This window comes from Delftia sp. CH05 (assembly GCF_009827015.1).
Taxonomy (GTDB): Bacteria; Pseudomonadota; Gammaproteobacteria; order Burkholderiales; family Burkholderiaceae_C; genus Comamonas; species Comamonas tsuruhatensis.
This window is the reverse complement of record NZ_WUMG01000002.1, coordinates 300,965-313,598: the sequence shown is the minus strand read 5'-3', so window position 1 is coordinate 313,598 and position 12,634 is coordinate 300,965. Positions and strand designations below refer to the sequence as shown.

Below are 12,634 nucleotides of genomic sequence, written 5' to 3'. Positions count from 1 at the left end.
GCATGACGGCCCCTTCACTTTCCACCGCCTTGCGTGCCGCCGCGGCCTGGGCGCTGGCGCTGCTGCTGTTCTTTCCGCTGGGCTGGCTGTTCCTGACCGCGTTCAAGACCGAGCTGCAGGCCATTGCCGTGCCGCCGCTGTTCGTGTTCGAGCCCACGCTGGCCAACTTCGGCGAGGTGCAGCAGCGCAGCGACTACCTGCTGCACGCGCGCAACTCCTTGGTCACCAGCCTGGGGTCCACCCTGGCGGGCCTGGCCATCGCCGTGCCCGCCGCCTACTCGATGGCCTTCTTTCGCACGCGGCGCACACGCGATGTGCTGATGTGGATGCTGTCCACCAAGATGATGCCCGCCGTGGGCGCATTGCTGCCCATCTACGTGCTGGCCCAGGGCGCCGGCCTGCTGGACACGCTCACGGTGCTGACCGTGGTCTTCACGCTGTCCAACCTGCCCATCATGGTGTGGATGCTCTACAGCGCGTTCAAGGACATCCCGCACGAGATCCTCGAAGCCGCGCGCATGGATGGCGCCGGCCTGTGGGCCGAGTTCCGCCATGTGGTGCTGCCGCTGGCGCTGGGCGGCATTGCCTCCACGGGCCTGCTGTGTCTGGTGCTGAGCTGGAACGAGGCCTTCTGGTCGCTCAACCTCAGCAGCGCGCGCGCCGGCACGCTGGCCACGCTGATCGCCTCCTACTCCAGCCCCGAGGGGCTGTTCTGGGCCCGTCTTTCGGCCGCCTCGCTTTTGGCCATCGCGCCCATCGTGGTGTTCGGCTGGTTCAGCCAGAAGCAACTGGTGCAGGGCATGACCTTCGGCGCCGTCAAGTAGCCGCTCTTCAAACCAAGAAAACCATGGCCTATCTGCAACTGCAAGACATGCGCAAGAGCTTTGGCGAGGCGCACATCATCCGTGGCGTGGACCTCGCCATCGAGCGCGGCGAGTTCATCGTCTTCGTCGGCCCCTCGGGCTGCGGAAAATCCACGCTGCTGCGCCTGATCGCGGGGCTGGAGTCCGTCAGCGCGGGCCATCTGCTGCTCGATGGGCGCGACATCACGCACGCGCCCTCGGGCCGGCGCGATCTGGCCATGGTGTTCCAGAGCTATGCGCTGTACCCCCACATGAGCGTGTACGACAACATGTCCTTTGCGCTGCGCTTGGCGGGCGTGCCGCGCAAGGAGATATTGCGCAAGGTCGGCCGGGCGGCAGAAACGCTCAATCTCACGGCCTGCCTGGAGCGCCGCCCGGGCGAGCTGTCGGGCGGGCAGCGCCAGCGCGTGGCCATCGGACGCGCCATCGTGCGCGAGCCCAAGGTCTTCCTGTTCGACGAGCCGCTGTCCAATCTGGATGCGGCGCTGCGCGGCAACACGCGTGTGGAAATCCTCAAGCTGCACCGTGCATTGGGCGCCACCACCATCTATGTGACGCACGACCAGGTGGAGGCCATGACCCTGGCCGACCGCGTGGTGGTGATGCGCGACGGCGCCATCGAGCAGGTGGGCTCTCCTCTGGAACTCTATGACCGCCCGGCCAACCGCTTTGTCGCGCAGTTCATCGGCATGCCGCCGATGAACCTGCTGGCGGCCCATGCCGTGCCGGGCCTGTCGGCCAGCACGCAGGGGCGCTTGCCGCGGGACGGCACGCTGGGCATACGCCCCGAGGCGCTGCGCCTGTCCCGGGCAGATGCAGGTCCCAGTGATGGGGCTGGCGTCCAGGGGCGCGTGGACCTGATCGAAGCCTTGGGTGCCGACACGCTGGTCCATGTGGACGTGGCCGGCGTGCCGCTGGTGGCGCGCCAGACCGAGCGCATGCCGCTGGCCGTGGGCGATGGGGTGAGGGTGTCCCTCGACCCGGGCTGCATGCTCCATCTGTTCGACCGCGATGGCCGTGCGCTGGCGGCCTGCTGAGCCTGGCGGCCGAGCCCTGCCTTCTTCTTTCCGTCTCATCCCATCCCTTTGTCCGGGACACCATGAACGCGACTGCCCCCTCCCTTTCCCGCCCCACGGTGCTGCACCTGGGGCTGGGCTCTTTCCATCGCGCGCACCAGGCTGCCTACCAGCAGCGATTGATGGATGCGGGCGACACGCAGTGGGCGCTGGTGGGCGCCAACCTGCGCCCTGACATGGCGCAGACGCTGGACGCCCTGGTGCGACAAGGCGGTGCCTACACGCTGGAGACGATTGCGCCCAACGGCACGGTGCACTACCAGTGGATGGATGCCTTGAGCGAGGTGATTCCGTACGCGCCCGGGCTGGCCGCCGTCGTGCAGCGGGGCGCCTGGCCGGCCACCCGCATCATCTCCTTCACGGTCACCGAGGCCGGTTACTGCCTGGATGGTCAGGGAGCGCTCGACGCCGCGCATCCCGATCTGGCGCAGGACCTGGAGCGCGCACGCCGGGGAGAGGCGGGGACCACCCTCTATGGCGTGCTCTGCGCCATCCTGCAGGCGCGCCGCGCCACCGATGCCGGCCCCGTCACGCTGCTGAGCTGCGACAACCTGCGCCACAACGGCGACCGCCTGCGCTCCGGCCTGCTGGCCTTCATGCGCCAGGCACAGCTGCATGGGCTGGCCGACTGGGCACAGCGGCATACCAGCTGCCCCAACGCCATGGTCGATCGCATCACTCCCCGCCCGCCACCTGAGCTGCGCGCGCGCGTGCTGGCCGCCACCGGCCGCGACGACGAGGCCGCGGTGTTGGCCGAGCGCTTCACGCAATGGGTGATCGAGGACCGCTTCATTGCCGGGCGCCCCGCCTGGCAGACGGTGGGCGTGGAGCTGGTACCCTCGGTGGCGCCTTACGAAGAGGCCAAGATCCGCATCCTCAACGCCAGCCACAGCTGCATCGCCTGGGCCGGGACGCTGGCGGGCCTGGAGCATATCCACGAAGGCTGCGCCGTGCCCGCGATACGCCAAATGGCCTGGGACTACGTGACCCGGGATGTGATCGCCTGCCTTTGCGCACCGGGCCGGCCCAGCCCGCTGGACCTGCCGGCCTACCGTGACACGGTGCTGGAGCGCTTTGGCAATGCGGCCCTGCGCGACACCAACCAGCGCGTGGCGGCCGATGGGTTTGCCAAGATCCCCGGCTTCATCGCGCCCACGCTGCGCGAGCGGCTGGCGGACAACGCCGCCATCGATGCCGCGGCCATGCTGCCTGCGCTGTTCCTGGCCTTCCTGCAGCGCTGGCACCGGGGCACACTGCCCTATGCGTACCAGGACCAGGCCATGGACCCGGCGGTGGCGCATGCCATCTGCGCGGCGCCCGATCCCGTGGCCTCGCTGTGCGCCGAGCCGCTGTTGTGGGGCGAGGTGGCAGGCCATCCGCTGTTGGTGGAGTCGGTGCGCCGGGCCTCGGAGCGGGTACGGGCATTTGTGGACAGAACCGAAACATGCACAAGGCGGAGCTGACATGCGCATAGCCATCGTGGGCGAGGCCCTGATCGATTTCACCGCCACGGGCGGCCTGGCCTTCCAGGGCCATGAGGGCGGGGCGCCCGCCAATGGCGCCATCGCGGCGGCGCGGCTGGGGCAGGCCACGGGCCTTGTCTCGCAGCTCTCGGAGGACCTCTTTGGCGAGCGCCTGTTCGCGCACCTGCAGCGCAACGGCGTGGACATGCGCCTGGTGCAGCGCTGCAGCGCACCCAGCACGCTGGCCTTTGTGGAGCGCGGCGAACACACCAACCGCTATGCCTTCTACATGCAGGGCACGGCCGACACGCTGTGGGCGCCTGCCGAGCTGCCGAAGTTGCCGGACGAATGCCGCATCCTGCAGTTCGGCTCCATCGCGCTGCTGCATGCGCCGGCGGGGCCGCGCATCCTGGATCTGGTGGCCGCGCAGCGCGGTCGGCGCCTCATCGTCTTCGACCCCAATGTGCGCCCTACGCTGATCCGCGATGCGCAGGCCTTCCGGCGCGACTGCCTGGACTGGCTGGCCCTGGCCGACCTGGTCAAGCTCAGCGACGAGGATGCGGCCTTCATCGCGCCCGGTCAGCCGGTGCTGGAGGCTGCCGGGAGCTGGCTGTCGCGCGGGCCCAGGGCCGTGGTGCTCACGCAGGGGGCCGAGGGCGCCACCTTGCTGCGCGCAGGCCGCGCTCCGCTGTCGGTGCGCCCGCCTGCAGTGCCGCTGGCGGACACCATCGGCGCGGGCGACACCTTTGGTGCGGCACTGTCCGTGGCGTTGCTCGAGCGCGGCGTGGAGCAGGCGCAGCAGTTGCAGTCCCTGCCAGATGCCGCGTGGCGCGAGGTGCTGCGCTTTGCGGCCACGGCTGCCGCGCTCAATTGCACGCGCGCCGGCGCCCAGCCGCCCTGGCGTGCGGAGCTGGATGCCGCGCTTGCGGGCCTGGATGCTGCGCAGGCGCAGCAGCACCACAGGGCGTAGCGGCCGCCGGTGTTACCGTGCGCCCTGTGCCCGTCTCATCGTCCCTGATTGACCGACTGCCATGCCCAGCACACGCCGCCGCCCGCCGCGCCAGCGCCATCCCGAACTGGAGCGCGACTTTGTCCGCACGCCCGCCCTGGGCTATGAAGACGTGGAGGGCAGTGGCATGGTGCGCTGCCTGGCGCATGGTTTCCCGAGTCCGCTGGTGCGCTGGCATTTCCATGACGAGTACGAACTGCACCTCATCACCCACACCTCGGGCCGTGCCTTCGTGGGTGACTGGATAGGGCCGTTCGAGCCGGGCCACCTCGTGCTGTGCGGGCCGCGCCTGCCGCACAACTGGATATCGTTCGACGTGCCCGAGGCCGGCGCGCCCGAACGCGATCTCGTCATCCTGTTCAACCACGATCCCATTGCCCGTGCGGCCGAGCAGATCCCCGAGATGCGCGAGGTGCTGCAGCTGCTGGACCGCGCGCGCCACGGCATCGAGTTCTTCGGCATGGCCGAGGCAGCGCGCGTGCACTGGGAGGCGGTCCGGGGTGCGCGCGGCATGCGCCGCTTCGCGGCCTTTTGTGATCTGCTGTCCGATCTTTCCGAATGCACCGACTACCGGCTGCTGTCGGCCGTGCAGATGCAGGGCGTGCAGGCCGAGGCCCAGGTGGACCAGATCAACGAGGTGGTCAACCGCATCATGGCGCGCGTGAACGAGCCGCTGAGCCTGGCGGACGTGGCGGCCGAACTGGGCATGAGCGAAAGCCGCTTCAGCCGTTTCTTTCGCCGTGCCACAGGCAACAGCTTCACCGACTTTGTCAGCCGCGTGCGCATCAACAGTGCCTGCCATCTGCTCATGCAGACCGATTGCTTCATCGCCGATATCTGTTTTCAGGTCGGCTTCAGCAATCTGGCCAACTTCAACCGGCGCTTCCTTGAAATCAAGGGGATGACGCCCTCGGAATTCCGCAGGCAGGCCGAAAGCCGCTTCGGCGCGGGCTGAGGCGGGCGAGGGACCTGGAATCCGGGAAAGAAGGGGTGTGGTATTGCGCGCCACATGGGTAGAGCCCTTATTGCCGCGCTGGCACAGATCGATATGCTGGGTTGCGAAAAACACATGTTCCGCACCGGATCCGTGGCCAGTTTGTGACCACGATCAAGGAATGTGTCTTCCTCTGCGCGCAGGGGCGAAAGCAGGGTTCCTGACGATATCAATCACAGGGGACCCCATTGTAGAATCCGCCGAATTTTGCGCTTTCAACAACAGAACCACGCCCTCGATATGAAGTTGCTTGCCTCTTTGCTGACGGCTGCCATTCTTGCTGCAGCCCCCGCCTTTCCCGCTTTCTCCGCTGGCGAGGCACCTGCTGCCCCGGCTCAGCCGAAGGCGGCCAAGGCCGATCTGGCGAAGGGCGAGGCCAGCTACACCGCCGTCTGCGCGGCATGCCATGCGGCTGACGGCAATTCGACGGTGCCCATCCAGCCCAAGCTGGCCGGCCAGCATCCCGAGTACCTGGTCAAGCAGTTGCTGGAGTTCAAGGACGACAAGCGCAAGGACCCGGTGATGAAGGGCTTTGCCAGCATGCTCAGCGAGCCTGACATGAAGAACATCGCCGCCTGGCTGCATGCGCAAAAGCCCAAGGACGGCTTTGCCAAGGACAAGGACCTGGTGGCCATGGGCGAGCGCATCTACCGTGGTGGCATCCAGGAGCGCAACATCGCCGCCTGCGCAGGCTGCCACAGCCCCAACGGTGCCGGCATCCCGGCCCAGTACCCGCGTCTGGCCGGCCAGCACGCCGACTACACCACCACCCAGCTCACGGCCTTCCGTGACGGCAAGCGCGGCAATAGCATTCAGATGACGCAGGTTGCTGCCAAGCTTAACGATCGCGAAATCAAGGCCGTGGCAGACTACATCGCTGGCCTGCGTTGATGTGCTCCCGGAACCGATGCGGTTCCCAGGGTAATCACCGGGAACCTATTGCCCTATAGACGCCCCAAGCCAGGCGGGTCCATCGCATGAATGCAGATGGTCCCGCTTTTTTCATTCGGGTTTTGGTTTTTCGCTCTTCATGTCAGACAACTCTTCCGGTGCCGCTCTTGCCTCCCCCCGCCCGCAGGCCGCGCGCGCGATGCTGGAGCTGCTGGCATCGATGCGCTTTGCGATCTCGCTGCTGACGGTCATCTGCATTGCCTCGGTGATCGGCACCGTGCTCAAGCAGCATGAGCCGGTGGGCAACTACGTCAACCAGTTCGGACCGTTCTGGGCCCAGCTGTTTCTTGCGCTCAAGCTCAATGCGGTCTACAGCGCCTGGTGGTTCCTGCTGATCCTGGCCTTTCTGGTGATCAGTACCTCGCTGTGCGTGGCACGCCATGCGCCCAAGTACCTGGCCGATCTGCGCAATTTCAAGGAAAACGTTCGCGAGCAAAGCCTCAAGGCCTTCAGCCACCGTGCGCAGAATGTGGTGCCCGGCAGCACCGAGGAAGCCGCCAGGCGCCTGGGCCAGCAGCTGGTGTCGGGCGGCTGGAAGGTGCGGCTGCAGCAGCGGGACACGGCGGCCGGTCCCGGCACGGGCTGGATGCTGGCGGCCAAGGCGGGCGCGGCCCACAAGCTGGGCTACATCGCCGCCCATGGCGCCATCGTGCTGATCTGCCTGGGGGGGCTGTTCGACGGTGACCTTATCGTGCGTGCGCAGATGTGGCTGGGAGGCAAAACACCTTATACCGGCGGTGGCCTGATCTCCGAGGTGTCCGAGCAGCACCGGCTGAGCGAACGCAACCCCACCTTCCGCGGCAACCTGCTGGTGACCGAGGGCGGCACGGCGGGCACGGCCATCCTGTCGCAGTCCGATGGCGTGCTGCTGCAGGAGCTGCCCTTTGCGGTGGAGCTCAAGAAGTTCATCGTCGAGTACTACTCCACGGGCATGCCCAAGCTGTTTGCCAGCGAGGTCGTCATCCACGACAAGGCCACGGGCGAGAAGCTGGAAAAGCGCATCGAGGTCAACCACCCGGCCAGCTACCGCGGCATCGAGATCTACCAGTCCAGCTTTGATGACGGCGGCTCGTCGGTGAAGCTGCATGCCGTGCCGCTGGAGGCCGGGACCAAGCCCTTCGATGTCGAGGGCGTGATTGGCGGCTCCAGCCAGTTCACGCGCAAGCTCGCCGACGGCAAGGACGAGGCGCTGACGCTGGAGTTTGCCGAGCTGCGCACCATCAACGTCGAGAACTTCGGCGGTGCGGGCGGCGCCAGTGGCAGCGCCACCGATGTGCGCAAGGTGGACCTGAAGCAGGCCATCGACGAGCGCCTGGGCGCGGCCCACAAGACCGTGACCAAGAAGGAGCTGCGCAACATCGGCCCCAGCATCCGCTACAAGCTGCGCGATGCCGCGGGCCAGGCGCGCGAGTTCCAGAACTACATGCTGCCCGTGGACACGGGCGACGGCCAGCGCGTGTTCCTGCTGGGCGTGCGCGACAACCAGGCCGACGCCATGCGCTATCTGCGCATTCCCGCCGACCCCGAAAGCGAAATGGACACCTTCCTGCGCCTGCGCAGCGCGCTGCAGGATCCCAAACTGCGCGAGCAGGCGGCCCGGGCCTATGTGGCCAAGGCCATCGATTCCTCGCGCTCCGAGCTGAGCGGTGCGCTGGCGCAGTCGGCCACCAAGGCGCTGGAGCTGTTCGCGGGACAGACCGACAAGAAGGGTCCCGATGGCAAGCCGCTGGGCGGGCTGCAGGCCATCTCCGATTTCATGGAAAGCAATGTGCCCGCGGCCGAGCGTGAACGCGCGGGCGAGGTGCTGGTGCGCATTCTCAATGGCGTGCTGTTCGAGATGGCCCAGATCGTGCGGGCCCAGGCCGGCCAGGCACCGCTGGAGCCCAGCGAGCAGACGCAGTCCTTCATGACACAGTCCGTGTTCTCGCTCAGCGACGCGCAGTTCTACCCCGTGCCCATGGTCTTCATGCTGCAGGACTTCAAGCAGGTGCAGGCCAGCGTGTTCCAGGTGGCGCGTGCGCCGGGCAAGAACGTGGTGTATCTGGGCTGCCTGTTTCTCATCATCGGCGTGTTCTGCATGCTGTACGTGCGCGACCGCCGCATCTGGATCTGGCTCACGCCTCGCGATGGCCAAAGCCATGCCGAAATGGCCTTGTCCACCAATCGCAAGACACTCGATGGTGATAGAGAATTCGCCATGCTGGCCGGCAAGCTGATAGGCGCCGAGCCCATCCACAAGAAACCCCCCGGAGGTTCCGCATGAACACCGCCACCACGACGACTTTGACGCTCAACGAGGGCTTCTTCGCCCGCCGCAACTGGTTCGACTGGGTGTTTGCGGCCCTCGTGGCGGCGGGGCTGCTCTATGCGCTGCAGCGCTATGGCGAGTACATGGACGTCTACGAGAAGTGCATCTTGGTCGGCACCATTCCCGCGGCCATCTGGCTGGGCTGGTTCTGGCGCTCGCTGCGGGCGCTGATGCTGGTGGTGGCCGGGCTGTCGCTGCTGGCCATTGCGCTGTACCAGGGGCCGGAGGGGGCGCAGCTGGCGCGCTCGGACACGGTGTTCGGCCTCAAGTACTTCCTGTCCAGCCAGTCGGCCATCCTCTGGATGAGCATGGTGTTCTTCATCAGCACCGTCTTCTACTGGATCGGCATGTTTGCGCGGGGCGAGGGCACGGCGCTGTCGCTGCTGGGCTCGCGCCTGGCCTGGCTGGCCGTGACGCTGGCGCTGGTGGGCACCATGGTGCGCTGGTACGAGAGCTATCTGATCGGCCCTGACGTGGGGCACATCCCGGTCAGCAACCTCTATGAAGTGTTCGTCATGTTCTGCTGGATGACGGCGCTGTTCTATCTGTACTACGAACAGCACTACGACACGCGCGCCCTGGGTGGCTTCGTGATGCTGGTGGTCAGCGCGGCCGTGGGCTTTTTGCTGTGGTACACGCTGGTGCGCGAGGCGCACGAGATCCAACCCCTGGTGCCGGCGCTCAAGAGCTGGTGGATGAAGCTGCATGTGCCGGCCAACTTCATCGGCTACGGCACCTTCGCGCTGGCTGCCATGGTCTCCTTCGCCTACCTCATCAAGCAGCAGGCCACGGAGACGCGCTGGTACAAGCTCGCCCCGCTGTGGATGCTGGGCGTGGTGCTGTGCTTCGAGCCCATCGTTTTCCGCAAGGGTGCGACCGACAACGGCGGCAGCTACTGGATGGTGTACTTCGGCGTCTCGGCGCTGATCGTGGCCGGCATCCTGCTGGCGCGCAAGCGCATCGCCGAGCGGCTGCCCAGCTTCGAGCTGCTGGACGATGTGATGTACAAGTCCATCGCCGTGGGCTTTGCCTTCTTCACCATCGCCACCGTGCTGGGCGCGCTGTGGGCGGCCGAGGCCTGGGGCGGCTACTGGAGCTGGGACCCCAAGGAGACCTGGGCGCTGATCGTCTGGCTCAACTACGCGGCCTGGCTGCACATGCGCCTGGTCAAGGGGCTGCGCGGCACCGTGTCCGCCTGGTGGGCGCTGGGCGGGCTGGCCATCACCACCTTCGCCTTCCTGGGCGTGAACATGTTCCTGTCGGGACTGCACAGCTACGGCGAGCTGTGATCCGCTGCTGATTCGGACCGCCGCCGAACAAAGGGCTGCATGCGCCGGCACGCATGCAGCCCTTTTTATATCCGGCTCTTTTTCATGGCAGTTGAGGCTGGGGCGTAGCATGGAACTTGCGCGGGCCTGCAAGGCTCCCAATCGTCATGCCGCCCGGCACCCCTGCCGCAGCAGGCACTTTCGGAGATTCCCATGCTGATCCGCTCCCACGACAACGGCTTCCAACATCCGCAAGGCAGCGAAATCACGCCCCGGGCGAGCTACCTGCAGCGCCGGGCCTGGCTGCAGTACCTGGCCGCAGGTTCGGCCGGTGCCGCCTTGCCGGGCTGGGCGGCAGGCGTGCAGCGCCCCGGCAAGCTGGCGGCGCTGGCTTCCGTGCCTTCGCAGGTGCCGGGTGCGAACTCCATGGAGCGCGTCACCGCCTATGCCGATGCGTCGCAGTACAACAACTTCTACGAATTCGGCCTGGACAAGGACGATCCTGCCAAGAACGCCCACACGCTCAAGACGCGGCCGTGGACAGTGAAGATCGAAGGCCTGGTCCAGCAGCCGCAGACACTGGACCTGGATGCGCTGCTCAAGCTCGCACCGCTGGAAGAGCGCATCTACCGGCTGCGCTGCGTGGAAGGCTGGTCCATGGTGATTCCCTGGGTCGGCTATTCCCTGGCCGAGCTGCTGCGCAAGGTGCAGCCGCTGGGCAGTGCCAAGTACGTGGAATTCGTGACCCTGGCCGACAAGGCGCAGATGCCGGGCCTGCGCAGCGGCGTGCTGGACTGGCCTTACACCGAGGGGCTGCGCCTTGATGAAGCCATGCACCCGCTGACGCTGCTGGCCTTCGGCATGTATGGCGAAGTGCTGCCCAACCAGAATGGCGCGCCCGTGCGGCTGGTCGTGCCGTGGAAATACGGCTTCAAGAGCGCCAAGAGCATCGTTGCCATCCGCCTGACCGACAAGGAGCCGGGCACGGCCTGGAACAAGGCGGCGCGCAACGAGTACGGCTTTTATTCCAATGTGAATCCGGACGTGCCGCACCCGCGCTGGAGCCAGGCCACGGAGCGGCGCATTGGCGAGGATGGCCTGTTCGCCAAGAAGCGCAAGACGCTGCTGTTCAACGGCTACGAAGCCCAGGTCGGCCAGCTCTACACGGGCATGGATCTGAAGAAGTTCTATTGATGCGGCCCATGCAATGACGGTGTTACAGCGCCTTTTGCTGCACCGGGCGGCCAAGCCGCTGGTGTTTCTTGTGTGCCTGCTGCCGTTTGCGTGGCTGCTGGCCGGAGCCATCCTGAACACTCTCGGCTCCAATCCGGCCGAGGCCCTGCTGCGCTCCACGGGGGACTGGACGCTGCGCTTTCTGTGCGTGGTGCTGGCCGTGACACCGCTGCGCCAGGCGCTGGGGCTGACGGCGCTGGCGCGCTTTCGGCGCATGCTGGGCCTGTATGTGTTCTTCTACGCCGTGCTGCACCTGCTGTGCTATGCGTGGTTCGACATGGGGCTGGACTGGGGCGAGATCGTGCTCGACATCCCCAAACGCCCGTTCATCCTCGTGGGCTTTGCGGCCCTGCTCTTGCTGACCGCGCTTGCCGCCACATCGCCGCACCGTGTGCTCCGGGCCATGGGCGCAAAGCGCTGGCAATGGCTGCACCGCTGCATTTATGCGGTGGCGCCGCTGGCCCTGCTGCATTTCTTCTGGATGCGCGCGGGCAAGAACAACTTCGCCGAGGTCGGCGTATACGCCGCCATTCTTGCGCTGCTGCTGGGCTGGCGTGTGGCCCATGCACTGCGCCGCCGGCGCGCCAGAAGCTAGCCCGCGACGGCGCGCAGGGCAGGGCGCAGCTGGCGGGTGACGGGGTCGATGTCCGCCATGGGCAACTGGTAGTTGCGCTGGTCGAACAGATCAATGCCGCACTGCAGGCCTTCCAGCCAGTTGAACAGGTCGGCAATCGCCTTGGCGCCCATGATGGGCGCGCCGTGCTGGGGCACGATCATGTCGATGGGCAGCTGGCGCGCCATCTGCACCCACAGCCGCAGGATCTTGTTGGAGACCATGTAGCGGCGGTGAAAGCCTTCCATGCGCGCGATGTGCGGCACCAGATCGGTCGCCGGCACCTGTGCCTCGATGCCGTTCATCAGGGACACGCCCAGGTCGCCCGTAAACAGGATGCGGCTGACGGGATCGTAGAAGTGGAAGTTGCCCTCGGCATGCAGGAAGTGGGCGGGCAGCAGGTGCAGCTCATGGCGGCCCAGCGGCAGCCGGCCGCCGGCGTCCGGCACGCCGATCACGCGGTTCTCGGTCTTGCCGACCTTGGTGAAGTGGGGCGCAAAGCGCTCCCAGATGCGCGAGATCACCAGCTGGGCCTTGGTGCTGGTCATCCAGCGATCCAGCGAGGCAATGATGTCGGGATCGGCGTGGGAGGCAATCAGATAGGAAAGCTTGTGCGGCGCGAAATGCCGAGACATGCCCATGAACAGCTCGTTGAACGCGAGATTGCCGCCCGGATCGATGATGGCGCCCGTGTCGTCATCGACGATGAGGAACTGGTTGGCCTGGATGGCCTGTCCATCTTCCTCGATGAGGTCGGTGAACATCAGGCAGGCGTGGTTTTTGTCTCGGTAAAGCTCTACGGGCATGGCGGGTTGTCGAGGGACAAGATGCGGTCACTCTAAGCGCCATGCCATGC

Annotated in this window: 11 protein-coding genes; 10 read left to right on the top strand and 1 reads right to left on the bottom strand. The window is 66.5% G+C overall.

Translation table 11 applies throughout. From position 1 onward, the window contains the following. Window positions 1-2 precede the first annotated feature (2 nt). From GRX31_RS03285 to GRX31_RS03240, 10 genes are all read left to right on the top strand, one after another. Window positions 3-824 (top strand): carbohydrate ABC transporter permease, encoded by an 822-nt coding sequence (locus tag GRX31_RS03285; RefSeq protein ID WP_160851439.1) that lies wholly within the window; start codon window positions 3-5, stop codon window positions 822-824. A gap of 23 nt (window positions 825-847) precedes the next feature. Next, window positions 848-1,900: an ABC transporter ATP-binding protein gene (locus GRX31_RS03280; protein WP_074921493.1), complete on the top strand. Its 1,053-nt coding sequence runs from the start codon at window positions 848-850 to the stop codon at window positions 1,898-1,900. A 62-nt stretch (window positions 1,901-1,962) separates the two neighbouring features. Next, window positions 1,963-3,402: a D-arabinitol 4-dehydrogenase gene (dalD, locus tag GRX31_RS03275; protein ID WP_160851436.1), complete on the top strand. Its 1,440-nt coding sequence runs from the start codon at window positions 1,963-1,965 to the stop codon at window positions 3,400-3,402. 1 nt (window position 3,403) lies between these two features. Beyond that, window positions 3,404-4,372 carry a carbohydrate kinase family protein gene (locus GRX31_RS03270; RefSeq protein WP_160851434.1) on the top strand — a complete coding sequence of 323 codons (969 nt, stop codon included), beginning with the start codon at window positions 3,404-3,406 and terminating at the stop codon, window positions 4,370-4,372. 61 nt (window positions 4,373-4,433) lie between these two features. Continuing rightward, complete coding sequence (locus tag GRX31_RS03265; protein WP_160851432.1) at window positions 4,434-5,366, top strand: AraC family transcriptional regulator; 933 nt, start codon at window positions 4,434-4,436, stop codon at window positions 5,364-5,366. Window positions 5,367-5,645: 279 nt separating this feature from the next. After that, window positions 5,646-6,296: a c-type cytochrome gene (locus GRX31_RS03260; RefSeq protein ID WP_016445530.1), complete on the top strand. Its 651-nt coding sequence runs from the start codon at window positions 5,646-5,648 to the stop codon at window positions 6,294-6,296. A gap of 139 nt (window positions 6,297-6,435) precedes the next feature. After that, window positions 6,436-8,619: a cytochrome c biogenesis protein ResB gene (locus tag GRX31_RS03255; protein WP_160851430.1), complete on the top strand. Its 2,184-nt coding sequence runs from the start codon at window positions 6,436-6,438 to the stop codon at window positions 8,617-8,619. After that, entirely contained in the window at window positions 8,616-9,953 is a 1,338-nt protein-coding gene (ccsB, locus tag GRX31_RS03250) for a c-type cytochrome biogenesis protein CcsB (RefSeq protein ID WP_016445532.1), read from the top strand. Before GRX31_RS03255 ends, ccsB begins: the two co-directional genes overlap by 4 nt. A 192-nt stretch (window positions 9,954-10,145) precedes the next feature. Beyond that, window positions 10,146-11,126 carry a protein-methionine-sulfoxide reductase catalytic subunit MsrP gene (msrP, locus tag GRX31_RS03245; RefSeq protein WP_016445533.1) on the top strand — a complete coding sequence of 327 codons (981 nt, stop codon included), beginning with the start codon at window positions 10,146-10,148 and terminating at the stop codon, window positions 11,124-11,126. Window positions 11,127-11,139: 13 nt separating this feature from the next. Next, window positions 11,140-11,760, top strand: coding sequence for a sulfite oxidase heme-binding subunit YedZ (locus tag GRX31_RS03240; RefSeq protein WP_160851428.1), 621 nt, complete (start codon window positions 11,140-11,142; stop codon window positions 11,758-11,760). On the opposite strand, the gene GRX31_RS03235 is transcribed toward GRX31_RS03240, so the two are convergent. Further along, window positions 11,757-12,584 carry an MBL fold metallo-hydrolase gene (locus GRX31_RS03235; RefSeq protein ID WP_160851426.1) on the bottom strand — a complete coding sequence of 276 codons (828 nt, stop codon included), beginning with the start codon at window positions 12,582-12,584 and terminating at the stop codon, window positions 11,757-11,759. The genes GRX31_RS03240 and GRX31_RS03235 overlap by 4 nt on opposite strands. Window positions 12,585-12,634 lie beyond the last annotated feature (50 nt).